The organism is Bradyrhizobium manausense (assembly GCF_001440035.1).
Lineage (GTDB): Bacteria > Pseudomonadota > Alphaproteobacteria > Rhizobiales > Xanthobacteraceae > Bradyrhizobium > Bradyrhizobium manausense.
The window spans coordinates 133732-158485 of sequence record NZ_LJYG01000116.1 but is presented as its reverse complement, the minus strand read 5'-3'; the positions used below and the strand labels follow the sequence as shown (position 1 = coordinate 158485).

General features: G+C 63.9%; 23 protein-coding genes. 15 read left to right on the top strand and 8 right to left on the bottom strand.

From position 1 onward, the window contains the following. Nucleotides 1–75: 75 nt before the first annotated feature. The 4 genes from AOQ71_RS40945 to AOQ71_RS40930 all read right to left on the bottom strand — a co-directional run bounded on the left by AOQ71_RS40945 (nt 76) and on the right by AOQ71_RS40930 (nt 3507). Complete coding sequence (locus tag AOQ71_RS40945) at nt 76–1218, bottom strand: OpgC domain-containing protein (RefSeq protein ID WP_057759405.1); 1143 nt, start codon at nt 1216–1218, stop codon at nt 76–78. Nucleotides 1219–1405: 187 nt separating this feature from the next. Beyond that, nucleotides 1406–1858 (bottom strand): hypothetical protein, encoded by a 453-nt coding sequence (locus AOQ71_RS40940; protein ID WP_057759402.1) that lies wholly within the window; start codon nt 1856–1858, stop codon nt 1406–1408. Nucleotides 1859–1946: 88 nt separating this feature from the next. Beyond that, nucleotides 1947–2318: an ElaB/YgaM/YqjD family protein gene (locus AOQ71_RS40935; protein WP_057759400.1), complete on the bottom strand. Its 372-nt coding sequence runs from the start codon at nt 2316–2318 to the stop codon at nt 1947–1949. A 76-nt stretch (nt 2319–2394) separates the two neighbouring features. Continuing rightward, nucleotides 2395–3507 carry an AI-2E family transporter gene (locus tag AOQ71_RS40930; RefSeq protein WP_057759398.1) on the bottom strand — a complete coding sequence of 371 codons (1113 nt, stop codon included), beginning with the start codon at nt 3505–3507 and terminating at the stop codon, nt 2395–2397. A 208-nt stretch (nt 3508–3715) separates the two neighbouring features. Between AOQ71_RS40930 and AOQ71_RS40925 the strand changes: the two genes are divergently transcribed. Both AOQ71_RS40925 and AOQ71_RS40920 read left to right on the top strand, forming a co-directional pair. Further along, on the top strand, nt 3716–4486 hold the full coding sequence (locus AOQ71_RS40925) for a L,D-transpeptidase (RefSeq protein WP_057759395.1): 771 nt from the start codon (nt 3716–3718) through the stop codon (nt 4484–4486). 18 nt (nt 4487–4504) lie between these two features. After that, on the top strand, nt 4505–5158 hold the full coding sequence (locus tag AOQ71_RS40920; RefSeq protein WP_057759393.1) for a DUF2865 domain-containing protein: 654 nt from the start codon (nt 4505–4507) through the stop codon (nt 5156–5158). A 6-nt stretch (nt 5159–5164) separates the two neighbouring features. On the opposite strand, the gene AOQ71_RS40915 is transcribed toward AOQ71_RS40920, so the two are convergent. Continuing rightward, nucleotides 5165–7258, bottom strand: a complete 2094-nt coding sequence (locus AOQ71_RS40915) for a methyl-accepting chemotaxis protein (RefSeq protein ID WP_057759904.1) — start codon at nt 7256–7258, stop codon at nt 5165–5167. A gap of 289 nt (nt 7259–7547) precedes the next feature. On the opposite strand from AOQ71_RS40915, the gene AOQ71_RS46550 reads away from it, so the two are divergent. Next, the gene (locus AOQ71_RS46550; protein WP_008546817.1) at nt 7548–7703 is read left to right on the top strand and encodes a Thivi_2564 family membrane protein; all 156 of its coding nucleotides are present in this window, start codon (nt 7548–7550) and stop codon (nt 7701–7703) included. Between the two features lie 140 nt (nt 7704–7843). On the opposite strand, the gene AOQ71_RS40910 is transcribed toward AOQ71_RS46550, so the two are convergent. The 3 genes from AOQ71_RS40910 to cysD all read right to left on the bottom strand — a co-directional run bounded on the left by AOQ71_RS40910 (nt 7844) and on the right by cysD (nt 13117). Then, nucleotides 7844–10009: a malate synthase G gene (locus AOQ71_RS40910; protein ID WP_057759391.1), complete on the bottom strand. Its 2166-nt coding sequence runs from the start codon at nt 10007–10009 to the stop codon at nt 7844–7846. A 376-nt stretch (nt 10010–10385) separates the two neighbouring features. Then, entirely contained in the window at nt 10386–12302 is a 1917-nt protein-coding gene (gene cysC, locus AOQ71_RS40905; protein WP_057759389.1) for an adenylyl-sulfate kinase, read from the bottom strand. A gap of 20 nt (nt 12303–12322) precedes the next feature. Further along, entirely contained in the window at nt 12323–13117 is a 795-nt protein-coding gene (gene cysD / locus AOQ71_RS40900) for a sulfate adenylyltransferase subunit CysD (protein ID WP_057759901.1), read from the bottom strand. Nucleotides 13118–13353: 236 nt separating this feature from the next. On the opposite strand from cysD, the gene cysG reads away from it, so the two are divergent. The 12 genes from cysG (at nt 13354) to AOQ71_RS40840 (ending at nt 24670) form a co-directional block, all read left to right on the top strand. Further along, nucleotides 13354–14778 (top strand): siroheme synthase CysG, encoded by a 1425-nt coding sequence (cysG, locus tag AOQ71_RS40895; RefSeq protein WP_057759386.1) that lies wholly within the window; start codon nt 13354–13356, stop codon nt 14776–14778. Then, a complete protein-coding gene (locus AOQ71_RS40890; RefSeq protein ID WP_057759385.1) occupies nt 14775–15092 on the top strand; it encodes a DUF2849 domain-containing protein in 318 nt (105 codons plus the stop codon). The genes cysG and AOQ71_RS40890 overlap by 4 nt, the downstream gene beginning before the upstream one ends. An 11-nt stretch (nt 15093–15103) precedes the next feature. Further along, a complete protein-coding gene (locus AOQ71_RS40885; protein ID WP_057759383.1) occupies nt 15104–16759 on the top strand; it encodes a nitrite/sulfite reductase in 1656 nt (551 codons plus the stop codon). After that, nucleotides 16746–17261, top strand: coding sequence for a DUF934 domain-containing protein (locus AOQ71_RS40880; RefSeq protein WP_057759381.1), 516 nt, complete (start codon nt 16746–16748; stop codon nt 17259–17261). Before AOQ71_RS40885 ends, AOQ71_RS40880 begins: the two co-directional genes overlap by 14 nt. Further along, on the top strand, nt 17258–17983 hold the full coding sequence (locus AOQ71_RS40875; protein ID WP_057759379.1) for a phosphoadenylyl-sulfate reductase: 726 nt from the start codon (nt 17258–17260) through the stop codon (nt 17981–17983). The genes AOQ71_RS40880 and AOQ71_RS40875 overlap by 4 nt, the downstream gene beginning before the upstream one ends. Nucleotides 17984–18103: 120 nt before the next feature. Then, the gene (locus AOQ71_RS40870; RefSeq protein ID WP_057759898.1) at nt 18104–19105 is read left to right on the top strand and encodes a sulfate ABC transporter substrate-binding protein; all 1002 of its coding nucleotides are present in this window, start codon (nt 18104–18106) and stop codon (nt 19103–19105) included. A gap of 36 nt (nt 19106–19141) precedes the next feature. Continuing rightward, entirely contained in the window at nt 19142–19978 is an 837-nt protein-coding gene (cysT, locus tag AOQ71_RS40865) for a sulfate ABC transporter permease subunit CysT (RefSeq protein ID WP_083514865.1), read from the top strand. A gap of 11 nt (nt 19979–19989) precedes the next feature. After that, nucleotides 19990–20901, top strand: coding sequence for a sulfate ABC transporter permease subunit CysW (gene cysW, locus AOQ71_RS40860; protein ID WP_057759375.1), 912 nt, complete (start codon nt 19990–19992; stop codon nt 20899–20901). Then, complete coding sequence (locus AOQ71_RS40855) at nt 20891–21925, top strand: sulfate/molybdate ABC transporter ATP-binding protein (protein WP_057759373.1); 1035 nt, start codon at nt 20891–20893, stop codon at nt 21923–21925. Before cysW ends, AOQ71_RS40855 begins: the two co-directional genes overlap by 11 nt. 188 nt (nt 21926–22113) lie before the next feature. Then, nucleotides 22114–22617, top strand: a complete 504-nt coding sequence (locus AOQ71_RS40850) for a CAP domain-containing protein (RefSeq protein WP_057759371.1) — start codon at nt 22114–22116, stop codon at nt 22615–22617. 87 nt (nt 22618–22704) lie between these two features. Further along, nucleotides 22705–23880, top strand: a complete 1176-nt coding sequence (locus AOQ71_RS40845) for a DUF3734 domain-containing protein (protein WP_057759369.1) — start codon at nt 22705–22707, stop codon at nt 23878–23880. Between the two features lies 1 nt (nt 23881). Continuing rightward, entirely contained in the window at nt 23882–24670 is a 789-nt protein-coding gene (locus AOQ71_RS40840; protein ID WP_057759367.1) for a 3-hydroxybutyrate dehydrogenase, read from the top strand. Nucleotides 24671–24754 lie beyond the last annotated feature (84 nt).

Sequence of the window (24754 nt, the reverse complement as noted above, 5' to 3'; positions counted from 1 at the left end):
GCCGCCATTGCCACAGGGCCACCTCATTCCGCATAGCGCAGCGGAGGTTCCTGGCCTAGCAAAATCGCACGATAATCAGGCCCGTTGCCGCAAGGCCGCCGGCTCGTCCTGGCGCTTCGACCAGGAAATATAATAGGCCACCACCGTCATCACGGCGAAACCGGCCAGGCTCACCCCGATCTGCATCACGACCAGATTGGCGCCGGTGATCAGGATGAGATGGCCGGCGAAAGACAGGAAGACACCGATGCAGAATATGGCAAGCCATTCCTCGCCGCATTTGATTACCATCTGGAGCGACTTCCATTGCAGCCCCGGATGGTCAGACGGGATGAGATAGGTCGCAAGGAAGGCGAGCGCGAGGAAATGGAGCACGCGATAGGGCGCCAGATTTTCCTTGTCGGTCGGCGAGATGGTGTTGAGCACGATGTCAGGCAAATAAGTCGAGAGCGTCGGCGAATGGCGCATCAAGGTGATGGCCATCGCGAGCACGAGATAGGCGCCGGCGAGCACGCGAAGCCACGAGAGCCCGTGAAGCTTGTGTCCTGACGCGCCGGTGACGGCGAACCAGCCGCCCAGCACCATCAGCATCTGCCAGCACAGCGGGTTGAATGTCCATTCCAGGTCAGGATAGGCGTGAAACGCCCAGCCAAACCGGCGTGCAGCCAGATAGAGCGCGACAGAAGCCGCCAGCGTCACGTTCGGACGCCGCAGCAGGCCCCACAAGGCAAGCGGAAAGAATGCCATCAGCGGAATCATCAGCTGCAGAAGGTCGAGATTGAGCGGCTCCTCCTGGAGCACCAATCCCTGGACCAGGATGCGCAACGGGTGCTCGAGAATCCCCGAGATGTTGTACTCGCTGATGATCTCCGGCGCCATCGATTGCGAGGCGACGTAAGCGATGGCGTCGATGTAGATCACGAACAGCACCACATAGGCGGCATAGAGCCGCCAGACGCGACGAAAGATGCGTGTTGCGGCGACGACATAGCCGCGCTCCAGCGCCATCCTGCCGTGGATGATGGCAACGCCATAGCCGACCACGAACACGAGCAGGTCGGCGGCGCCGCTGAAGCCGAAGTTGCGCAGCGTCAGCAGATTGACGACATTGTTCGGAATGTGGTCGACAAACACCGACCAGTTGGCAATGCCGAGCGTCAAATAGAGCCTGGCGTCGTGTTGGAATGCGGCGAGGTTCGCCTTGACCGACGGCTTCATTGCTAATTATTTCAATTCGAATCAGGGCGATGCTTTTAACGGCAACCGTCTGCCCATCCGAGTAGCGATTACGTGAGGCCACAAGGATTTTCCGCGACTGGCGAAATATTGCGCAGAGACGGCGCGTCGAGTCGCCGCGACCCTTCCTGCTCGGTTGGTGGCGCAACTTTCTTAGCGTGACTCGGTCCTATTCGGCAGGCTCGGCCGGTGCCTCGTCGGGGACGCCAATGCGGCTTGCCATGATGCCAAGCGCAACGCCCCCGATCGCCAGGATCGGTAGCAGCCGCTTGACCCCGATGGCGCGGACGATCTGCAGGCCTGTGGCGATCAGCATGGGATCGGCGAGCATGCTCGGGGCGGCCTTCGCGGCGCGCTCGGCCGCGACACGGGCGCGTGTCTGGATTTCCCGTTTGTAGCCCCAATAGCTTCCGGCGGCAGCGAGCGTCAGCAGGAAGAAGATGCCGGCGCCGGCAAGGCAGGCCTGAACCGGGCCGTATTTGTCGAGGACCGAGATGAAGGCCGCGGCGCAGAGGAAGCATGTGGTGATGAACAGCGCGAGCGCCGCACCTGCCGCCAGCGAGGTCAATCGTACGGTCGTGCCCGTCGATGCGCTGATGCCGTCGATGATACGCTGAAACACAGCCTTGCTCCTCGGATCCTCACCAGCCAATTCGCGACCTGCCGGTCACGGCAGCGACGGCCGTCGTGACCTCGTTGTTCATCGCGCCTCAGCGGCGCCAAGCAAAGCCGATCAGGAAGCCGATGCCGAGCGCGACACCGACGGTCGCGAGCGGCCGCTGCGTAATCGCCTCTTCCAGCGTCTCCTCGATCGAGCCATAGGCATCCTGCGCCGCGTCCATCATCGCGCTGCCGCGCTCCGAGACATCGTCGAGCGTCGAATCCATGTTGTCGCGTGCCTGCTTGTAGCCGCGCCGGGCCTGCTTGCCCGTGGCGTTGGCGAAGGTGTTGAGGGCGTCGGTGATCTGATCGGTGAGGGCGGCGATATCGCTTTTCACGGCTGCTACATCCTTCTCGAGGCGTTCTGCGGTGGCTTTGTCGATCCAGTCTCTCGTCCCGGCTTCGCCATTGGTCATTGACATCAAAGGGCTCCAAAGCTGTCGGCGGAGATAGCCGGAAAACGCGTCGTCTTCGGGGAAGTTCCGTTTGCGGCGGCCGTCACTCCGGCGGGAGCTGGGGTGCGTCCTCCGGCAACAGATGCTCCTTCAGGATCAACCCGACGATTAGCAGCGGAGATGACAGGAAGGCGCCCATCGGTCCCCACAGCCAGGTCCAGAAGGCGAGGGCGACGAAGACCGCCAGCGCATTCAGTGCCAGCCTGCGGCCGATGATGGTCGGCGTGACGAAGTGCCCTTCCAGGAAGGTGATACCGCCGAAGGCGATCGCCGCAGCCAGGCCGCCGCCGATGGTCGGGAACGCCAGGACACCGACGATGGCCAATATGGCGAACATTGCAACCGGACCAATGATGGGAATGAAGTTGAGCGCAGCCGCAAGCGCACCAAGCCCGGCCGGATTTGGCATTCTGGTGACCGCGCACACGATGCCTGTGGCGATCCCGACGCCGATATTGATGACGGTCACAGTCAGCAGGTAGTTGCCGAGATGGACCTCGATCTCGTTGAGGATTCGCAAGGTGCGCAGCCGCGCGTCGCGCTCACCGAATGTCATGATCAAGGCGCGCCGCAAATCTCCCCAGCTCGCGATGAACAGGATCAGGGTGGCGAAGAACAGCAGGAATTCGGCGAAAGTCGGCGACAGGAATTCCAGCGTCGGCTGCACCCATTCGAATTTGGGAATCTGGAAGCTTGGCAGTCCCTCCGAGCCGCCGACCATGGCTTGCAGCTCACTCCAGAGCGCCAGCGGCCGGTCGAAGACATGCAGCTTGTCCTTCAGCTGCGCTCCCAGCTCCGGCAAGCGCGAGCTCCATTCCATGGCGGGTGCAGCGATCAGTGCGACCACGAACGCGACCATCGCGGTGACCGCAATGACGATGAGGACGGCGCCGATGGCGCGCGGCACGCGCCGCCTTTCCAGGAAGGTGGCGGCGGGCGACAGCATGGTGCCGGCGACCATGGCCATCACGACAGGCAGGAAGAACGCCTTGGCGACATAGAGCACGGCGACGACGGCGATCAAAAGCAAGCCGGCGAGCGCAAAGGCGACGAACTCGGTACGGCGGATCACCGGCGGCAGCTCGAGATGGCTGTCAGGAAGCGGAGAACCCTCGTCGTTGCCGGAGATCAGACGTTCACTGGGAAGGACGCGCACAATATATCTCTCCCCGCACGGAAGCCTCCGCGCGCCCATTGCTCACAGGAGAACGCGCGCCATGTGCCGAGGTTCCGTCGCGGCTTCGTGAAGTTGAGCTCGCTTGACTGTGACGCATCTGCCGCAAAAGCGGCGGAACTTGAGCCGGCGCTCCCGCGTTTATCGGCCAGCAGCATCACCCAGATGCACACATCCAACGGGGCAGCACATGACAAAGTTCTCCGTCGTCCGCCGCAGCTTCGCGCCGCGCGTCGTTACCGCTTGTGCCTTCGCGACAGCCTTGCTGACCGTACCATTCGCGGCTCAGGCGCAGACGTCAGGCTATGCGCCAATGCAGCCGCAGGCCTATCCCCTGGGCCAGACGCATTCGCAGGACTATGCCAGCGAGGCGCCCGAGGCCACCGACGAAGGTGCAGTGCTGCCCGACCGGCTGCGCCGGCAAATCGTGAGCTTCGACCGCAATGAGCCCGCCGGCACCATCGTCATCGATACCGCCGACACTTATCTCTATTACGTGCTCGGCAACGGGCGCGCGATCCGCTACGGCGTCGGCGTCGGCCGCGAGGGATTCACCTGGTCGGGCGTGCAGAGCATCAGCCGCAAGGCCGAATGGCCGGATTGGCATCCGCCGGCGGAGATGATCGCGCGCCAGCCCTATCTGCCGCGCTTCGTTGCCGGCGGTCCGGGCAATCCGCTCGGCGCGCGCGCGATGTATCTCGGCTCCAGCGAATATCGCATCCACGGCACCAACGATCCAACCACGATCGGCAAGTTCGTCTCGTCCGGCTGCATCCGCCTCACCAACGCGGATGTCACCGACCTGTTCAACCGCGTCAACGTCGGCACCAAGGTCGTTGTGCTGCCGAAGAATGCGCCGTTGATGGCGCGCGGGGGTGATCCCGTCCGCAAGCGGCCGGCGGTGACGACACTACCCTCCGGGCGCCAGGCGCTGAACGTCTCGCCGCCGTCGGTGGATTGACGAGTTGAGTGAGGTTACATGATGAGACGTTCGATCAGCAAGCTCGCTGGGGGCGCCGCCGCGTTCGTCACGGTCGCTTCGCTTGGCCTTGCGCTCGCGCCCGCGGCGCATGCGGAGGACTTCTTCTCGGCGCTGTTCGGGGGCTTCCGCATGCGGCCGCCGCCGGAGATTCGCGTGCCGTTCCCGAATGCCGACATGCCGCGCTATGACGCGCCGCGCCAGCGCGCGTCCTATGGCGGCGGCACGGCCTATTGCGTGCGTGGCTGCGATGGCCGCTATTTCCCGGCGCAAGGCAATGATGCGGAGAGCAAGACGCAATCCTGCAAGAGCTTTTGCCCGGCTTCAGAGACGTCCTTGGTCTATGGTAGCAGCATCGACGAGGCCACCACGGAGAGAGGCAAATCCTATTCCGATCTGCCCAACGCGTTCCGTTATCGCAACGAGATTGTCGCGGGCTGTACCTGCAACGGTAAGGACCCTGTCGGGCTTGCCCAGGTCAAGATCGAGGACGACCCAACCCTGCGCAAGGGCGACATCGTCGCGGGCAACGACGGCCTCGTCATCGCCAACCGCAACGCCGACGACCGCCGCGGCGTCGCGATGAATTTCTCGCCCCTGCCGGAGTCCGTACGGGCAAAATTCCGCCAGCTGCCCGTGGTGGCGAAGGAGTAGAACAGCCTACGCCGCCCGGATCTTGCCCAGGAAATCGCTGACCTGATCGCCGAGCTGGCGGCTCTGGGTCTCCAGCAATTCGGAGGCCTGCTTGACGTTGTCAGCCGCACCGGCCGCGGTGTCGGCGTCGGCCTTCACGCCGGAGATGGTGTCGGAGACGTTCTTGGTGCCCTGCGCGGCATATTGGGTGCTGCGCGTGATCTCCTGAGTCGCCGCGCCCTGCTGCTGCACGGCGGCCGCGATCGCGGTGGCGACCTCGTTGACCTCGCCGATGATGCCGCCGATCGCCTGGATCGCGTTGACGGCATCCCCCGCAACCTTCTGGATGTCGGCGATCTGCTCGGAGATCTCGTCCGTCGCCTTCGCGGTCTGGCTCGCCAGCGATTTCACCTCGGAGGCGACGACCGCAAAGCCGCGGCCGGCTTCGCCGGCGCGCGCGGCCTCGATGGTGGCGTTGAGCGCCAGCAGGTTGGTCTGCGCCGCGATGGTGTTGATCAGGCCGACGACCTCGCCGATGCGGCTCGCTGATCGGGCAAGTCCCTGCACCGTGCCGTCGGTCTGCTGCGCCTGAGACACGGCCCGGCTGGCGATGCCTGCGGCATGCGCTGCCTGTTGGCTGATGTCGTTGATGGAGCAGCTCAGCTCCTCCGACGCGGCAGCGACACTGTCGACGCTCAGCGAGGCATCTCCAGAAGCCTTCTCGGCGAAACGAACGCGATCATTGGTCTGCCGCGACACTGCGGAGAGATCGGATGAGGTTTTTCGCATCTGGCCGGAGGCTTCACTGAGCTCATCGAGTGCCTTGCGCACGAGCCCTTCGAATTCGCCGATGTGGCTCTCCATGGTACGCTGACGGGTCGCTGCCGCAGCGTTGCGCTCGCGTTCCTTGGCTTCGATCTCCAGCTTGTCGGTGGCCTGCTGCTTGAATGTCTCCAGTGCACCGGCCAGTGCGCCGATCTCATCCATCCTGTCTTCGTATCCCGTCTCGACCGAAAGATCGCCGCCCGCGACCTTCAACATGGCGTCGCGCATGTCATGCAGCGGCTTGATGACACGGCGGCTCACAGCCAGCATCGGACCGACGGCGAGGCAGATCGCAAGGAGCACCAGCACCAGCTGCAGGGTCAGTGCCTGCAGCGCGGAAGCGCGCTGAGCTGAAATGTGCTCGCTGGCCCCGTCCAGCGCGGCCTCGGCCACGCCGACTGCGGCGCCCAGCCGCGCGACGCTGAGCGGGCTCCATTCATTGGCCACCATCTCGGGCTTTTCGCCCGCTGCCAGCGCATTCATCAGGCGATCGCGCAGCTCCACATATTGCGGATCGAAATAAGCGCTCTTGTTCTTGGCGATCGCGTCCGAGAGCGCCGGCGGCAATTGCATGCCGCCGATTGAGACCTCGAGTCCCTTCCAGGCGGCCTCGACACCCCCGACCAGCTTGACGTAGGACAGTCGTGCCTCCGGAGTGACCTTTCCGGCGCCGAGACCGTTAGAAACGAGAATCGAAGCGTCGCCCGCCGTGTTTCGCAGCAGCCAGGCCGCCTGCTTGATGATCAGAAACTGATCGACGGCCGCGTCCTGGTGGTTGATGGAGGCGGCGAGAATTCCGGATACCTTGTCGAGCAATACGACCAGTGCGGTTTCCGTATCCATGTATTCCTTGCCGAGAGCGACGCGGCGCGACGCCTTGGGCTTCGCGATCTCCTGCCAAAATTCCTTTTGCATAGCTCCGAGCGCGCCGAACAGCCGGTCGAACTCGGAGAGCAGCGCCGGCTTCTCGGTAAAGTCGATGCTGCCGAGCAGACCGCGTGCACGGGCCATTGCCGGCATCTCCACGTCGTGCAGGTCACGCAGATATTTTTCGATCGCCGGATCCAGCGATTGATCGTTGTGGAGCACCCGGTTCGACGTGGAGCGATCGGCCCGCATCCGGTCCATCGCCTTGAACATGTCGGCGGATGCGTCAGCGATGACGGCGATGCGGTTGGCAATCTGGAGGCGCTGCCAGGAATCCCAGGCGATCAGCGAGGCCCCGACGACCACGCAACATGACGTGGTCAGGATCACGCTTCTCAGCAGTGCAGATACCGTCAAGCGGTTCAGCATGGCGCCCGTCCCCCCGGCAGTGAAGAACTCCACCGCGCCCCTGGCTTCAATCGGGGGCGCAGAGCGGGCATTTGCGCGTCGCTCGGCGGCAGTCTCCGGGCATTTGGCCATAAAAGCGTAAAGACTTGGTCGCGACCGCAGGATTACGGCCGCTGGCAGGTCATTTTTGCTGTATGGCGCGCCCCTTTCAGCCGAAAAGCACTGTCGAATGCATGGGTTTCCGGCATGGAACCCGATGCGAAGCCTCGACGTTAGATCTCGTTAACAACTGGCCTGAAGGGGGCTTGCAATGCTGGTCGGCGTCCTCGTTACATTCCTCGTCGTCATCCTCGTGCTTTATCTCATCAACATGCTGCCGATGGACGGGCGCGCCAAACAGATCGCGCGTGTCATCGTCATCATCATCGGCATCGTGTCGCTGCTGAAATATCTCGCGGTGTTCTAGCGCGGTCTCAGTTTGTAGCCCGGATTGCGCTTCGCTCCATCCGGGCTACGGGTGCGCAACAAAAAAGCCCCGGCTCACGTCGGGGCTTTCAACGTTCGAACAAACGGCCTCAGCCCAGCGCCTTCTCAGCCAAGCGCCTCTTAGCCAAGCGCCTTGGCCTCGCGGCGGCGCGCGGTGAGGATGTATTCGGTGTAGCCGTTCGGCTGCTCGCGCCCCTTGAAGATGAGGTCGCAGGCGGCCTTGAAGGCGACGCCGTCGAAGGCGGGCGCCATCGGCTTGTAGATCGGATCGCCCGCGTTCTGCTTGTCGACGACGACGGCCATGCGCTTCAGCGATTCCATCACCTGCGCCTCGGTGATGACGCCCTGGTGCAACCAGTTGGCGAGATGCTGGCTGGAGATGCGCAAGGTGGCGCGGTCTTCCATCAGGCCGACATCGTGAATGTCGGGCACCTTGGAGCAGCCGACGCCCTGGTCGATCCAGCGTACGACGTAGCCCAGAATGCCCTGGCAGTTGTTGTCGATCTCCTGCTTGACGTCATCGGGCGCCCAGTTCGACTTCGAGACCGGAATGGTGAGAATGTCCGAGAGCTTTGCGCGCGGGCCGCCCTTGGTCAGCTCCTGCTGGCGCGCGATGACATTGACCTGGTGGTAGTGCAGCGCGTGCAGGGTCGCGGCGGTCGGCGAGGGCACCCACGCCGTGGTGGCGCCGGCCTGCGGATGGCCAAGCTTCTGCGCCAGCATGTCTGCCATCTTGTCGGGCGCGGCCCACATGCCCTTGCCGATCTGGGCATGCCCGGGCAGGCCACAGGTCAGGCCCATGTCGACGTTCCAATCCTCATAGGCCTTGATCCAGGCCTGCGCCTTCATCTCGTTCTTGCGGATCATCGGACCCGCTTCCATCGAGGTGTGAATCTCGTCGCCGGTGCGGTCGAGGAAGCCGGTGTTGATGAACATGATGCGCTTGGAGGCGCGCTGGATGCAGGCCTTGAGGTTGACGGTGGTGCGCCGCTCCTCGTCCATGATGCCGACTTTGAGCGTGTTCTCGGGCAGCGACAACATCTTCTCGACTCGGTCGAATATCTCGCAGGTGAACGAGACCTCGTCCGGGCCGTGCATCTTCGGCTTGACGATATAGGCCGAGCCCGTGCGGCTGTTCTTGACCCTGGAGTTGCCTTTCAAGTCATGAATGGCAAGAAGCCCGGAGACGGCGGCATCGAGCAGGCCTTCCGGCACTTCTTCGCCGTTCTCGTCCAGCACCGCGTCGGTGAACATGTGGTGACCGCAATTGCGCATCAGGAGCAGGCTGCGGCCATGCAGCTTCACCTCGCCCTTGCCATCAGGTGTCTTGTAGCTGCGATCGGCGTTGAGCGAACGCGTCAGCGTCTTGCCGCCCTTCTCGAAATCGGCGGACAGTGTGCCATTCATCAGGCCGAGCGTGTTGCGGTAGACCAGCACCTTGTCTTCGGCGTCGACCGCGGCGACCGAGTCTTCCATGTCGAGAATGGTGGAGACTGCGGCCTCCATGATCATGTCGGCAACACCGGCCGGATCGTCCTTGCCGATCGCGCTGCCACGGTTGATCGTCACCTCGACATGCAGGCCGTTGTTGACGAGCAGGACGGCGGAAGGCGCCGCTGCATCGCCCTGGAAGCCGGCGAATTGCGCGGCGTTCTTCAACGCGGTGGCGTTGCCGCTCTTGAGCTTCACCGCGAGCTGGCCGGCGACGACGCTATAGGCGGTGACATCGGTGTGGCTGCCGGTTGCGAGCGGTACGGCGGTATCGAGGAACGCCTTGGCTTTGGCGATCACCTTGTCGCCGCGCGCCTTGTTGTAACCCTTGCCGGTTTCGGACGGATCGTGCGGGATCGCGTCGGTGCCGTAGAAGGCGTCATAGAGCGAGCCCCAGCGCGCATTCGCCGCGTTCAGCGCGTAGCGCGCATTGGTGAGCGGCACCACCAGCTGCGGGCCGCAGATCTTGCCGATCTCCTCGTCGACATTGGCGGTCTCGACCTTCTGCGTCGCCGGCTCGGGGACGAGATAGCCGATCTCCTTGAGGAAAGCGGTGTAGGCATCGAGAGCGAACGCCTTGCCTTTGTGGGCGCGGTGCCATTCGTCGATCTTGGCCTGGAGCTGATCACGAAAGGCCAGCAGCGAGCGGTTCTTCGGCCCCAATTCCTTGATGAGCGCGGCCACCCCGGCCCAGAACGCATCCGGCGCGATCCCCGTTTTCGGTGCGGCTTCCTTGGCGATGAAATCGAAAAGGACGGGGGCGATCTTCAATCCGTGGGCGTCGACGCGTTTCATGATGGGCTTTCTTGTTGGAAATGGCTGTTTTTGGCTGCTTTTGACCCGGCAGCAGCAAAATGCGCCCACAGGGGGCAGCTTTCGAGACCTATTAGCCTCAAAATCGGGGCGGTGAGAAGACCCCTGAGCGTCTGTCAAAATGTCAAGACGGAGTGTGGGCCCGTGAGGGCGGCACCTAGGGGGCAAATGCCAAAGTAATGGGCGCGATCTCTCCCCGGTGTCGTCCCGGCGATGCCGGGACCCATAACCACAGGGAGAAAATTTGGCGACGATTAGGAGTCCGGGACTCGCACCTCATCCCCACCGGAAGATCACGCGGTATGGGTCCCGGCCTTCGCCGGGACGACACCGATGATGTGGCGCGACAATCGGCCGCTCAAATATTCGCGGCGAGGTCCACGACTTCGTCGAACAGCACGCCTGACGACTTCAGCATCTGCTCGATCTCATCCGTGGCATCCGCAACCGTCCGCTTCGACGTGTCGATCACGAGCTCAGCGGCTTGCGGCGCCTCGTAGTCGTTGCCGATGCCTGTAAAGGAGGCCAGCGCACCTGCGCGGGCCTTCTTGTAGTGGCCCTTGGGGTCACGCTCTTCGCACACTTGCGCCGGTGTCGCGACGTGGATTTCGCGGAACGCGATGTCGGCGATGCGGCGGGCGGTGGCACGGTCCTCGCGCGACGGGGAGACGGCGGCGACGATCGCGATATGGCCATTGCGCGCCAGATGCGTCGCGACCTCGGCAAGCCGGCGGATGTTCTCACTGCGATCAGCGGCGGAGAAGCCGAGATCGCCGTTGAGCCCGGCGCGCAGCGTGTCGCCGTCGAGCAGGATGGGCGAGCCGCCATTGGTGAACAAACGCCGCTCCAGTGCTTTTGCCAGCGTCGACTTGCCGGAGGCCGGCAGACCCGTAAGCCAGACCACGGCGCCGTTGTGGCGATAGCGCGCTGAGCGCTCGTCGGGACGGAGCGCCGATTCCACCGGCACGATATCGACGGGCACGGCGCGCTGGCCGGCATCGACCGACAGCACCAGGCCACCGCCGGCGATGCGCCCCGCGACTTCGATCACGAGACGGCCGGTGCGCGGATTCTCGGTGTAGGGATCGGTTGCAATCGGATTCGAAAGAGAAATGTCGATCTCGCCGACATGGTTGCGGCCGATCGCCTTGTTCTCGCTGCTCGAGAGCTCGCCCGGATCGACCGCCTTCTCGATGGCGACGACCGTGGCGCGGCTTTCCTTCGGCCCGCAGCGCACCAAGAGCTGATCGCCCTTGGCGAGCGGCTTGTCGTGCAGCCAGAAGATGCGCGCGCGAAGCCGCCGCGTCTCGCGCGGGGCTGTGCTCGCATGCGCGATGATATCGCCGCGCTCGACGAACAATTCGCGGTCGAGCGTGATGCCGACCGAGCGGCCCGCCCCCTGGCGGCTGCCGAGCGGCGTCACGGGCCAGCTCTCGACCGACTTGATCCTGGCGATCTTGCCGGCCGGCATGATCACGATTTCGTCGCCTGCGATGAGGCTGCCGGATTCGATGCGGCCTGCCACGATGCGGCGATCATCGAACTTGTAGATCGCCTGCACCGGCATCCGCAGCGCCAACGCTTCCAGCGGCCGCGCCGGCTCCAGCCGATCCAGCGCCTCGACCACGGTCGGACCCTTGTACCAGCCGATGCGGCCGGTGCGCTCCGCAACGCCGTCGCCGTCGCGCGCGGAGATCGGGATCACCGCCGTCGGCGTCACGCCGAGGCCGTTGAGATGCGCGGAAATCTCGTCGCTGATCTCCTTGAAGCGATCAGCGGAGAAGTCGACGCGGTCCATCTTGTTGACGACTACTGCGACCTGCTTCACGCCGAGCAGGTGCAGGAGATAGCCGTGACGGCGGGTCTGGTCGCGCACGCCTTCGAGCGCATCGATGATCAGCACCGCGCCGTCGGCCTGCGAGGCGCCGGTGATCATGTTGCGCAGAAATTCGGCATGGCCGGGCGCGTCGATCAGCACGATGTCGCGCGAATTGGTGCGGAAGCGGATCTGCGTGGTGTCGATGGTGATGCCCTGGTCGCGCTCGGTCTGGAGCGCGTCGAGCAGGAACGACCATTCGAACGGCATGCCGCGCCGCGCGCTGACGGCTTTGAGCATTTCAAGCTTGCCGTCGGGCAGGCTGCCCGTCTCATGCAGGAGGCGGCCGACCAGCGTCGACTTGCCATGGTCGACATGGCCGACGATGACGATGCGCACTTGCGGACGCGTGGTCCCGTTCGGCGTGGCGGGCGAGGTGGGGGTGACGAGCATGTTCATGACCGCGATGCGTCCTTGAATCAGAGATAGCCGGCGACGCGCAGGCGCTCGAAAGCGTCCTCGGTCTCGTGGTCGAGCGCGCGGCCGGCACGCTCCGGCACCTTGGTCTGTTCGAGCTCGGCCAGGATCTCGTCGATGTTCGACGCTGACGATGCGACCGGATTGGTGATGTCCTGATCGCCCAGCGAGCGATAGCGCTTGCCGTCCTTGGCCAGATAGAGCGGGATGATCGGGATGTTCTCGCGCTTGGTGTAGGCCCAGATGTCGGCCTCGGTCCAATGCAGGATCGGATGGATGCGCAAATGCGCGCCCTGCGGCGGCGAGGCGTTGAAATGGTCCCAGAACTCCGGCGGCTGGTCGCGGACGTCCCAATTGCCTTCGAGGCCGCGCGGCGAGAACACGCGCTCCTTGGCGCGGGTGGCTTCCTCGTCGCGGCGAATGCCGGCGATCAGGCCGTCAAAGCCGTATTTGGCCAGCGCCATCTTGAGACCTTCGGTCTTGCGCGCGGCGGAACGGGCGGCGGGCGGCAGCGTTGGGTCGACGGCATCGATGGGCGGGCAAGGCTCGACGCGCAGATCGAGTTCCCACTCCTTTCCGTAGTGATCGCGGAAGCGATACATCTCCGGAAACTTCTTGCCGGTGTCGACGTGGAGCGCCGGGAACGGCACGCGGCCGAAGAACGCCTTCCGCGCCAGCCAGATCATCACGTTGGAATCCTTGCCGAGCGACCATAGCAGGGCGATCTTTTTCAGACGCGCAAACGCCTCGCGGAAAATGTAGATGCTCTGGGCTTCGAGCTGGTCGAGATGGTCCATGCTCGGGGCGGTCTGCTCGACCGGAACTTGCTCGGAAACGGAAGCTGCGAAGCTCAGCCCATCTGTGCCGGAATCGGTCTTGAGAAGATGCATCTCTGCCACTTTGCGTTTGGAGGCGAATTTTCTATAGTTGCGGTGCGGAAGAGAAGAAAAAATTTTCTCTTTGCACGCTCGAAATGACACATATATAGAAAATAATTCCAGTCAACCCCGGATGTGGGGGAAGCGAGTATCGCATGCGGTTCTTGCCGGTGTTCCTCGATCTCAAGGCCGGCCCGGTGGGTCTCATCGGCGCGGGTGAGCTTTTGCGCGCAAAACTGCGCGTTCTCGCCGCTGCCGGCGCGCGCATCCGTGTGTACGCGATCGACGGCAATCACGATCTGGGTCTGCACTCCGACGACACCGCGCCTATCGAGATCGCCTCCGGCGATCCGCTCGCATCTGATCTTGGCGGTGTCATTGCGATCGTCTGCGCCGGCGCAGGCGATATTGGCGTGGCGATGTCGGCGCGGGCAAAATCGCTTGGTCTGCCCGTCAACGTCATGGACGACCTCGAACATTCCAGCTTCATCTTCCCGGCCATCGTCGATCGCGGCGATGTCGTGGTCGCAATCGGCACCGGCGGCACCTCGCCGGTGGTGGCGCGGCGCGTGCGCGAGAAGATCGAGGCGCTGCTGCCGGCGCGGATCGGCGAGCTCGCCGAGTTCATCGGCGGCTTCCGCAAATCCATCAACGAGCGCATCGCCGAGTTTCCGCTGCGCCGCCGCTTCTGGGAGCGCGTGATCGATGGTCCGATCGGCGCAGCCGTGCTGGCTGGCCGCAACAGCGAGGCCGGCGCGGCGCTGAAGGCTATTTCCGATCCGTCCGATTTTGCGCGTGACGACAAGCCGGAAGGCTCGGTTGCGCTGGTCGGCGCCGGCCCTGGCGATCCTGACCTTCTCACCATCAAGGCGCTGCGCGCATTGCAGGATGCCGACATCGTCTTCCACGACGAGCTGGTCTCGGGGGAGATTCTCGATCGCATTCGTCGTGATACCACGCGCGTTGCGGTCGGCCGTCGCGTCGGCAAGCCCGGCATCGGCCAGGACGCCATCGACAAGCGCATGATCGAGGCCGCGCAAGCCGGTCAGCGCGTGGTGCGACTGAAGGGCGGTGATCCCTTCGTATTCGGCCGCGGCGGCGAAGAGGTGGAGGCGCTGCGCGCGGCGGGCGTTGCCTATTCGATCATCCCCGGCATTACCGCCGGCCTCGGCGGCGCTGCCGATTTCGAGGTGCCGCTCACTTACCGTCATGAAGCCACCCGCATCACCTTCCTCACGGCGCACAAGGCGCGCGATGCAGAGACCGTCGACTGGTCGACGCTGACCGACGCCAAAATGACCGTCGTTGTTTACATGGGCATGACCGCGGCACCTGCCGTGCGCGCCGGCCTGTTCGCCGCCGGCCGCTCGCCGGAGACGCCGGTCGGCGTGTTCGCCCGTGTCACGCGGCCGGACGCGCAAGGCGCGATCGGCATGCTGCGCGATCTGCCTGAGCTGGTGCGGCAGACCCATGGCGGTCCCGCCATCCTCATCATCGGCGACGTGGTCCGGCATGCCGGGTCGCTTCGTCGTCAAACCCCGAAGCAAATCATCTCTGACCTATTGGATGCAGCCGAATGACCTCCCCGCTTGAACAGAAGAAGATCAAAATCGCCGGCCCCTCGGTTGTGACCGCCAACCGGACCTGGGACGGCATCGTGGTCTACCGCACCGCCGCCAAGAGCTGGTCCGCAGACCTCTCGGAAGCCGCGATCGTGCGCAACTCCGACGAGGCGAAAACGTTGCTTGCTGAATCCGTGGCTGATGACGTCGGGGCCGTGGGAGCCTATATCGCCCCGGTGCAGGTCGGCGCAGACGGCAAGATCGAACCCGGCAATCTGCGCGAACAGATCCGCCGCACCGGCGTGACCATCGGTCAGTCGGCCCAGGCTTAAGGCATTCGCTGATGTACGCTTACGACGAAATCGACCGCACGCTCGTCAACGAGCGCGTCTCGGAGTTCCGCGACCAGGTGAAGCGCCGCCTCTCGGGCGAGCTCACCGAGGACGAGTTCAAGATCCTGCGCCTCCAGAACGGCGTCTATCTGCAACTGCACGCCTACATGTTCCGCGTGGCGATTCCCTACGGGACGCTGGCGACGAACCAGCTGCGCGCGCTCGCCCATGTTGCGCGCAAATATGACCGCGGCTACGGCCATTTCACCACCCGGCAGAACATCCAGTTCAACTGGATCAAGCTCGCCGAGCTGCCGGACGCGCTGGAAGATCTCGCCAAGGTCGGCATCCATGCGATGCAGACCTCCGGCAACAACATGCGCAACGTCACCTCGGACCAGTGGGCCGGTGTCGCACCCGGCGAGATCGAGGATCCCCGCATCTGGTCGGAGCTGATCCGCCAGCACACCACGCTGCATCCGGAGTTCTCGTTCCTGCCGCGCAAGTTCAAGATCGCGATCACCGCGTCGGATCATGACCGCGCCGCGATCAAGATCCACGACATCGGTCTGAAGCTGATCAAGAACGAGAAGGGCGAGACCGGCTTCGAGGTTCTGGTCGGCGGCGGTCTCGGCCGCACGCCGTTCATCGGCAAGACCATCAAGCATTTCGTGCATGGCCGCGATATCCTCAGCTATATCGAGGCTATCCTGCGTGTCTACAACCAGTACGGCCGCCGCGACAACATCTACAAGGCGCGCATCAAGATCCTGGTGCACGAGCTCGGCATCGAGAAATTCTCGCGCGAGGTCGAGGAGGAATGGCAGCACATCCGCAATTCCTCGCTCCAGATCGACGACGAGGTGATCGAGGACATCCGCTCCCGCTTCTCCTACCCGAATTACGAGAAGCTGCCGCACATGCCGGATGAACTGCGTCAGGCCGCGGCCGACGCCGACTTCGAGGCATGGCGCAAGAATTCGGTGGCCCCGCACAAGGTGCAGGGCTATTCCATCGTGACCATCTCGCTGAAGCCAATCGGCAAGCCCCCAGGCGATGCGACCGCGGAGCAGATGGAGGCGCTGGCCGATCTCGCCGACAAATATTCGTTCGGCGAGATCCGCGTCGGCCACGAACAGAATTTGGCGCTGCCGCACGTCGCCAAGCGCGATCTGCCGGCACTGTGGAAGGCACTCGACAAGCTTGGCCTCGCCACGCCCAACGTCAATCTGATCACCGACATCATCGCCTGTCCGGGCCTGGACTATTGCTCGCTGGCCAATGCGCGCTCGATCCCGATCGCGCAGGAGCTGACGCGGCGGTTCGCCAACCACGAGCTCGCCAACCTGATCGGCCGTCTGCACATCAACATCTCCGGCTGCATCAATGCCTGCGGCCACCATCATGTCGGCCATATCGGCATTCTCGGCGTCGAGAAAAACGGAGAGGAGGTCTACCAGATCACCATCGGAGGCCGCGCCGACGAGAACGCTGCGCTCGGCACCTTGATCGGCCCGGGCGTCAAGTTCGACGAAGTCGCCGATGTCATCGAGGACGTCGTGGAGGCCTATCTCGCGCTGCGCGAGCGGCCCGAAGAGCTGTTCATGGACACCGTGAAGCGCCTCGGCGTCGAACCCTTCAAGGAGCGCGTCTATGCCACTCGTTAATGGCGGAAAAATCGTCGACGACAGCTTCGTCAAGCTGGCCGTCGACACGCCGCTGCCCGAGGGCGGCGACATCCTGGTGCCGGCCGAGCGCTTCATTGCCGAGGCGGATGCCTTGCTCAAGCGCACCGGCAAGGTCGGTGTGATCTGGCCGAACAACCGCGATATTGACGAACTCGTGCCGTATCTCGGCAAGGTCGCCGCCGTTGCGCTGGTGTTCCCGACCTTCCGTGACGGCCGCGCCTACAGCCAGGCCCGGCTGCTGCGCGAGCGCTACAATTATCGCGGCGAGCTGCGCGCGACGGGCCAGATCCTGCGCGACCAGTTCGTGTTCATGCTGCGCGCCGGCTTCGATTCCTTCGAGGTCAAAAAGCAGGCCGACGCCGAAGCCTTCATGCAGACCGCAAAGCGCTACTCGGTGTTCTACCAGCCGACCGGCGATGGCCGTATCACGGCCTTGCACCGGCGCATGCAGCTGCGTCACTCCGAGGGCGTCGGCACGTGAACGCCATCGCGCCTCAGGTCTCGTCCGTGTCCGCGCTGCCTTCGGCGGAGGAGCTCGATCGTGCGTTGCGCGATGCCTCGCCCGCGGAGGTCATCGCGGCTGCGCTGAAGGCGGTCGGGCGCGACAAGCTCGCACTGGTGTCGTCCTTTGGCACGGAATCGGCGACGCTGCTGAAGGTGATGGCGGACGTCGATCCGGCGATCCCCGTGATCTTTCTCGACACCGGCTGGCTGTTCGAGGAGACGCTGGCCTATCGCGACACGCTGATCGAAACGCTTGGCCTGAAAGACGTCCGCTCGATCAGGCCTGCCGAGGAGACGCTGACGCGCGAAGATCCGGACCGCGATCTCTGGTTCTCCGATCCCGATGCCTGCTGTCGTATCCGCAAAGTCGAGCCGCTCGCGCGTGCGCTCAAGCCGTTCTCGGCCTGGCTCAACGGCCGCAAGCGATTTCAGGGCAATGCGCGCGCCGATATTCCTGTCGTCGAGGACGATGGTGCGCGGTTGAAGTTCAACCCGTTCGCCAATGTCTCGCGCGAGGAACTGGAAGCGATCTTCGTCCGCGCCAAATTGCCGCGTCACCCGCTTGCGGCGTCGGGTTTTCGCTCGGTTGGGTGTATGCCTTGCACGAGCAGAACGGCCGAAGGCGAGGACGAGCGCGCCGGTCGCTGGCGTGGCCGCGCCAAGACAGAATGCGGCATCCATACGATGAAGACTTCGTAGCACAGGCACGCTGCCTTTCTACAAACAAGAAAATCCGGTTCCGTTGACTTAAGCGCGTTTCGCCCCGAGTTATGCCTGCCATCGACGCCGCCGCTGTCGTCGATGTGAATGGAGATGGACATGATGCGCCGTATCGTTCCGCTCGCAGCAGGACTGCTCGTTACGGGATTCTTGGCAAGCTCGGCTCTCGCCGCCGACATCAATCTGCTGAACGTGTCGTACGATCCGACGCGCGAGCTTTATGTCGACTTCAACAAGGCGTTCGCGACGGCCTATCAGAAGGAGACCGGCAAGAGCGTCGAGATCAAGCAGTCGCATAATGGCTCGGGCGCGTCCTCGCGGAGCGTCATCGATGGCCTGCCGGCAGACGTGGTGACGCTCGCGCTCGCCTACGACATCGACGCGATTGCGGCCAAGGGATTGACCGCCGCAGACTGGCAGAAGCGCCTGCCGCAGAATTCATCACCCTACACCTCGACGATCGTGTTCCTGGTGCGCAAGGGCAATCCGAAAGCCATCAAGGACTGGGACGACCTGATCAAGCCGGGCGTCGCCGTGATCACGCCGAACCCGAAGACGTCGGGCGGGGCGCGATGGAATTATCTCGCGGCGTGGGGCTATGCCGAGAAGAAGTTCGGCTCGGCCGACAAGGCCAAGGATTTCATCGCCAAACTCTACCAGCAGGTGCCGGTGCTCGACACCGGCGCACGTGGTTCGACCGTGACTTTCGTCGAGCGTGGTGTCGGCGACGTGCTGCTCGCATGGGAGAACGAAGCCTACCTCGCCTTGAAGGAATTTGGCCCGGAGAAGTTCGAGATCGTCGCGCCGCGCCAATCCATCCTGGCGGAGCCGCCGGTCGCGGTGGTCGACAAGGTCGTCGACAAGAAGGGCACCCGCAGCGTTGCCGAGGCCTACCTCCAGTTCTGGTATACAAAGGAAGGTCAGGAGATCGCCGCGCGCAACTTCTACCGGCCGCGCGACGCCGAAATTGCCAAGAAATACGAAAATTCCTTCGCCAAGGTCGAACTATTCACCATCGACGACGTTTTTGGTGGTTGGACCAAGGCGCAGAAAGACCATTTTGCCGATGGCGGCGTCTTCGATCAGATCTACAAGAACTGATCGGGCGCCGTCGGAGGGGGTTTGACAGGGGGCCTTGTGAGCGCAATCGCTTTACGACGCCGGACTTTGCCGGGTTTCGGTCTCACGATGGGACTGACGCTTTCCTGGCTGTCCGTCATCATCCTGATTCCGCTCGCCGGGCTGTTTCTGAGGTCCACCGAGCTCAGTTTCGATCAGTTCTGGGCCATCCTCTCCAGCCGCCGCACGTTGAACGCACTGCGCGTCTCCTTCGGGCTTGCGTTTGCGGCGGCCTGCGTCAATCTCGTCATGGGCAGCATCATCGTCTGGGCGCTGGTGCGTTATCGGTTTCCGGGCCGGCGACTCTTCGATGCCATCGTTGACGTGCCGTTTGCACTGCCGACGGCCGTGGCCGGCGTTGCGCTGAGCTCGCTGTTTGCCGAGAAGGGCTGGCTCGGCGCGCCGCTTGCCGCGCTCGGCATCAAGGTGGCGTTCACGCCGCTCGGCATCTTCGTCGCCATGATCTTCATCGGCATTCCCTTCGTGGTGCGCACGGTCCAGCCGGTGCTGCAGGATCTCGATCCCGAGATCGAGGAAGCCGCGGGCAGCCTTGGCGCCAGCCGCTGGCAGACCATCATCCGCGTGATCCTGCCCTCGCTCGCGCCGGCGCTGCTCACAGGCCTCGCGCTCGCCTTTGCGCGCGCGGTCGGCGAATACGGCTCGGTGATCTTCATCGCCGGCAATCTGCCCAATGTCTCCGAGATCGCGCCGCTCTTGATCGTGATCCGTCTCTCCGAATTCCGCTACGCCGATGCGACCGCCATCGCGGTGGTCATGCTCGTCGTCTCCTTCGTCATCATCTTCGCGGTGAACCGGTTGCAGCGCTGGGCGCAGGACCGGATTCCGGTGCACTAGGGCGAAATGCGATGACGATGCAGATCGCCGATAATGTTTCGCTGTCCTCGCCCGACGCGAAGTCGCGCGCCCATGCGGCCGCAGCGCGCAACGATCTCCGCACCGAGCCCAAGGCGGTGCGCCTCGTCATCATTACGCTGGCGATCGCGTTCCTGTCCGTCTTCGTCGTGCTGCCGCTGGTCGTGGTGTTCGCGCAGGCCTTCGCGAAAGGAATTCTCGCCTATCTCGCGGCGCTTGCCGAGCCGGAGGCGCTGGCGGCGATCAAGCTGACGCTGGCGGTCGCCGCAATCTCGGTCAGCCTCAATCTCGTCTTCGGCCTGGTCGCCGCCTGGGCGGTGGCAAAGTTCGAATTTCCCGGCAAGACGGTCCTGATCACGTTGATCGACCTGCCGTTCTCGGTGAGCCCCGTCATTTCCGGCCTCGTCTTCGTGCTGCTGTTCGGCGCGCAGGGCTATTTCGGCGGCTGGCTCAGGGATCACGACATCCAGATCCTGTTCGCGGTGCCCGGCATCGCGCTCGCCACCACCTTCGTGACCTTTCCCTTCGTGGCGCGCGCGCTGATCCCCTTGATGCAGGAGCAGGGCACGCAGGAAGAGGAAGCCGCGATCTCGCTGGGTGCCTCGGGCCTGCAGACCTTCTTCCGCGTCACGCTGCCCAACATCAAATGGGGCGTGCTCTACGGCGTTCTGCTCTGCAATGCCCGCGCGATGGGCGAGTTCGGCGCCGTCTCTGTCGTCTCCGGCCATATTCGCGGCGAGACCAACACCATGCCGCTGCTGGTCGAGATCCTCTACAACGAGTACCAGTTCGTCGCTGCGTTTGCGATCGCCTCGCTGCTGGCGATGCTGGCGCTGGTCACGCTGGTCGCAAAGATCATCCTCGAACGTCACCTCGACGAAGGACGCGACGTCCATGACCATTGAAGTCAAAAATCTCGTCAAGAAGTTCGGCAGCTTTGCTGCGCTTGACGGCGTCGACCTCAAGGTCAATGACGGCGAGCTGCTCGCACTGCTCGGCCCATCCGGCTCCGGCAAGACCACATTGCTGCGGATCATCGCCGGCCTGGACTGGCCTGATGCCGGCGAGGTCTCCTTCAACGGCGAGGACGCGCTGGCACAGGGCGCGCGCGAGCGCCATGTCGGCTTCGTGTTCCAGCACTACGCGCTGTTCCGCCACATGAGCGTGTTCGAGAACGTCGCCTTTGGCCTGCGCGTCCAGCCGCGGGCGGTCCGGAAGGACGAGGCGACCATCCGCAGGCGCGTGAAAGAGTTGCTCGATCTCGTGCAGCTCGACTGGCTCGCCGACCGCTATCCGAGCCAGCTCTCCGGCGGCCAGCGCCAGCGCATCGCGCTCGCCCGCGCGCTCGCGATCGAGCCGCGCATTCTCTTGCTCGACGAGCCCTTTGGTGCGCTCGATGCGAAGGTGCGCAAAGAGCTGCGCAAATGGCTGCGCTCGCTCCACAATGAGATCCATGTGACCTCGATCTTCGTCACCCACGACCAGGAGGAGGCGCTCGAAGTCGCCAACCGCGTCGTCGTCATGGACAAGGGCAGGATCGAGCAGGTCGGCTCGCCCGACGATGTCTACGAGACGCCGGCGACCGCCTTCGTGCACAGCTTCATCGGCGAGTCCATCGAGTTGCCGGTTCAAGTCGACGGGGGCGTGGTCAGGCTGGGCGACAGCCCGCTGCAGCTCGCCGCGGAGGGGCTGGCGCCTGGCGCGTCAAGGCTGTTCGTGCGGCGACATGACATGGTGGTCGGCCCGGCCGGCTCGGGCGCCTTCGAAGGCGCGGTCCAGCACGTCCGCAATTTCGGCCCGGTGCAGCGGGCCGAGGTCACGCTCTCAGGCGGTGAGACCATCGAGATCGACGCCCCCCGCGACCGGGGACTGCGCGCCGGCGACACCGTTGGCCTCGAGCCCCGCCGCTACCGCATCTTTGCGGGTTGAGGCGCCCGTCATTCCGGGGCAGTGCGCAGCACTGAACCCGGAATCTCGAGATTCTCAGGTGCGCAATTTGCGCACCATAGTTCGATGCTTCGCATCGCCCCGGAATGACGACTGCGATTTTCCTCAAAATTCACCTTTCAGCCATTGTTGGTATGCAACAACGCCCCTTCATTTGGGGGCCCCTGAACATGCGCGCTGCGGCCGCGATCCTTCTCATTTTGCTTCTCGCCGGCTGCGCCGGCAATGAGGCGCCGATCCAGCAGCCGTCGATGTATACCGACATGTCGGTCCCGGGCGCCAAGCTCGACGCGCCGGCCGCGGCGATCATGATCTCGCAATATCGCCAGAACAACGGCCTCGGCAGCGTCGAGATCGACCCCGAATTGATGCGGCTCGCCGAATCCCAGTCGGCCGCCATGGCTGCGGCCAACAAGATGGACCATGACGTCCGCGCGCCCCTGGGTAAGCGGCTCAACGCCGGGGGCTATCCGGCCACCGTTGCGGTCGAGAACATCTCGGCCGGCTATCATACGTTGGCGGAAGCGTTTTCAGGCTGGCGCGACTCGCCTCCGCATCGCGCCAACATGCTCAAGAGCGGTGTCACAAAATTAGGCATCGCGGCGAGCTATGCTCCGGGCACCAAGTACAAGGTGTTCTGGACCATGATCCTGGCGTCGACCGATCCCCGATAAGCCAGACTTGATCCCGGGTGCATTGACGTCGCGCTAGACTGTCGCCACGGTGGCTCGCGTTTTGCGATTATTTGCTAATATCCCCCTATGACCGATCATAGCCCGGAAGTCGCAACAGTCCCCGCGAAGGCGCAGCGCGTCCTGGTCCTCCAGGGCGGCGGCGCGCTCGGCTCCTATCAAGCCGGCGCCTATCAGGCGCTGTGCCATTTCGACTTCGAGCCCGAATGGGTCGCCGGCATCTCGATTGGCGCGGTCAATGCCGCCATCATCGCCGGCAACGAGGGCCACACCCGCGTCAAGCGGCTCAAGGAATTCTGGGAGATGGTCTCCGCGCCGGTGCCGTGGAAACCGATCGGCAAGAGCGACCACAGCCGCGAGCTGTTTAATTCCACCAGTGCCGCGCTGATCGCGACCTTCGGCGTGCCCGGCTTCTTCACGCCGCGCGTCCCGCCCGCGCCGCTCTGGCCGCCGGGCAGTCCCCAGGCCGAGAGCTATTACGACACCGCGCCGCTGAGGAAGACGCTGGAGCGTCTCGTCGACTTCGATCGCATCAACGATCTGAAGACGCGGCTGTCGGTCGGCGCCGTCGGCGTCACCTCCGGCAACTTCAAATATTTCGACAATTACGAGTTCAAGAAGCTCGGCAAGCTCATCGGCCCCGAGCACATCATGGCCTCGGGCGCGCTGCCGCCGGGATTTCCGTCGGTCGTGATCGACGGCGAGCATTATTGGGACGGCGGCATCGCCTCCAACACGCCGCTCGACTTCGTGCTCGATGCCGAGGTTGATCGCGACATGCTGATCTTCCAGGTCGATCTGTTCAGCGCCCGCGGCGATCTGCCGAATTCGCTGCTCGAGGCGACCGAGCGCGAGAAGGACATCCGCTTCTCCAGCCGCACGCGAATGAACACCGACAAGAACAAGCAGTTGCACAACGCCCGCAGGGCGGCGCGCGAGCTGATTGCCAAATTGCCCGATTATCTCAAGAACGACCCGTCCGTCGAGTTCCTCGCGAAGGTCTCCCGTGAGAGCACTGTCACGGTGGTGCACCTGATCTATCGCAGCAAGAACTACGAATCCTCGTCCAAGGACTACGACTTCTCGCATGTCGCCATGGTCGAGCACTGGGAAAGCGGCGTGCGCGACGTGCATCTGTCGATGCGCCACAAGGACTGGCTGGAGAAGCCGCAGTCCGGCGAGACCATGGTGACTTACGATCTCACGGGGGACGTCACCGCGCCCCCGGCAAAAAGGAGTGAATAATATGGGTACTCTCTCAGGCAAGAACGCCGTCGTAACAGGTTCGACCAGCGGCATTGGCCTTGCTTATGCGCGCGCGTTCGCGGCTGCCGGCGCCAATGTCGTCATCAACGGTTTCGGCTCGCCCGAGGACATCGAGAAGGAGCGCGCCAAGATCGAATCCGATTTCGGCGTGAAGGCGGTCTATTCGCCGGCGGACATGAGCAAGCCGGCCGAGATCGCCGGGATGATCGCGCTCGGCGAAAAGTCGTTCGGCTCGGTCGACATTCTCGTCAACAATGCCGGCATCCAGTTCGTCTCGCCGATCGAGGAATTCCCGCCGGAGAAATGGGACCAGATCATCGCGATCAACCTGTCCTCGGCCTTCCATGCCATCCGCGCCGCCGTTCCCGGCATGAAGAAGAAGGGCTGGGGCCGCATCATCAATACCGCCTCGGCGCACTCGCTGGTCGCCTCGCCCTTCAAGTCGGCTTACGTCTCGGCCAAGCATGGCATCGCCGGCCTGACCAAGACCGTGGCGCTGGAGGTCGCAACCCACAAGATCACCTGCAACTGCATCAGCCCCGGCTATGTCTGGACGCCGCTGGTGGAAAAGCAGATCCCGGATACGATGAAGGCGCGCAACCTCACGCGCGAGCAGGTCATCAACGACGTGCTGCTCGACGCGCAGCCGACCAAGGAGTTCGTGACGTCGGAGCAGGTCGCAGCGCTCGCGCTGTTCCTGTGCAGCGACGATGCCGCGCAGATTACCGGCACGAATCTGTCGATCGACGGCGGCTGGACGGCGGAATAACGGCCGGGATGCCCCTGGGGTGGGCAGAGGCGCCCCTTGCGCCGTGCCCACCATCTGTCTCCGATTGAAAAAGGTGGTGGGCAC

Excerpts from the sequence above, each read along its gene's own strand:
- AOQ71_RS40945 (WP_057759405.1), bottom strand. The coding sequence starts at position 1,218 with ATGAAGCCGTCGGTCAAGGCGAACCTCGCCGCATTCCAACACGACGCC.
- AOQ71_RS40935 (WP_057759400.1), bottom strand. The coding sequence starts at position 2,318 with ATGTCAATGACCAATGGCGAAGCCGGGACGAGAGACTGGATCGACAAA.
- AOQ71_RS40925 (WP_057759395.1), top strand. The coding sequence starts at position 3,716 with ATGACAAAGTTCTCCGTCGTCCGCCGCAGCTTCGCGCCGCGCGTCGTT.
- AOQ71_RS40920 (WP_057759393.1), top strand. The coding sequence starts at position 4,505 with ATGATGAGACGTTCGATCAGCAAGCTCGCTGGGGGCGCCGCCGCGTTC.
- AOQ71_RS40915 (WP_057759904.1), bottom strand. The coding sequence starts at position 7,258 with ATGCTGAACCGCTTGACGGTATCTGCACTGCTGAGAAGCGTGATCCTG.
- AOQ71_RS46550 (WP_008546817.1), top strand. The coding sequence starts at position 7,548 with ATGCTGGTCGGCGTCCTCGTTACATTCCTCGTCGTCATCCTCGTGCTT.
- AOQ71_RS40910 (WP_057759391.1), bottom strand. The coding sequence starts at position 10,009 with ATGAAACGCGTCGACGCCCACGGATTGAAGATCGCCCCCGTCCTTTTC.
- cysC (WP_057759389.1), bottom strand. The coding sequence starts at position 12,302 with ATGAACATGCTCGTCACCCCCACCTCGCCCGCCACGCCGAACGGGACC.
- cysD (WP_057759901.1), bottom strand. The coding sequence starts at position 13,117 with ATGGACCATCTCGACCAGCTCGAAGCCCAGAGCATCTACATTTTCCGC.
- cysG (WP_057759386.1), top strand. The coding sequence starts at position 13,354 with ATGCGGTTCTTGCCGGTGTTCCTCGATCTCAAGGCCGGCCCGGTGGGT.
- AOQ71_RS40890 (WP_057759385.1), top strand. The coding sequence starts at position 14,775 with ATGACCTCCCCGCTTGAACAGAAGAAGATCAAAATCGCCGGCCCCTCG.
- AOQ71_RS40885 (WP_057759383.1), top strand. The coding sequence starts at position 15,104 with ATGTACGCTTACGACGAAATCGACCGCACGCTCGTCAACGAGCGCGTC.
- AOQ71_RS40880 (WP_057759381.1), top strand. The coding sequence starts at position 16,746 with ATGCCACTCGTTAATGGCGGAAAAATCGTCGACGACAGCTTCGTCAAG.
- AOQ71_RS40870 (WP_057759898.1), top strand. The coding sequence starts at position 18,104 with ATGATGCGCCGTATCGTTCCGCTCGCAGCAGGACTGCTCGTTACGGGA.
- cysW (WP_057759375.1), top strand. The coding sequence starts at position 19,990 with ATGACGATGCAGATCGCCGATAATGTTTCGCTGTCCTCGCCCGACGCG.
- AOQ71_RS40855 (WP_057759373.1), top strand. The coding sequence starts at position 20,891 with ATGACCATTGAAGTCAAAAATCTCGTCAAGAAGTTCGGCAGCTTTGCT.
- AOQ71_RS40850 (WP_057759371.1), top strand. The coding sequence starts at position 22,114 with ATGCGCGCTGCGGCCGCGATCCTTCTCATTTTGCTTCTCGCCGGCTGC.
- AOQ71_RS40845 (WP_057759369.1), top strand. The coding sequence starts at position 22,705 with ATGACCGATCATAGCCCGGAAGTCGCAACAGTCCCCGCGAAGGCGCAG.
- AOQ71_RS40840 (WP_057759367.1), top strand. The coding sequence starts at position 23,882 with ATGGGTACTCTCTCAGGCAAGAACGCCGTCGTAACAGGTTCGACCAGC.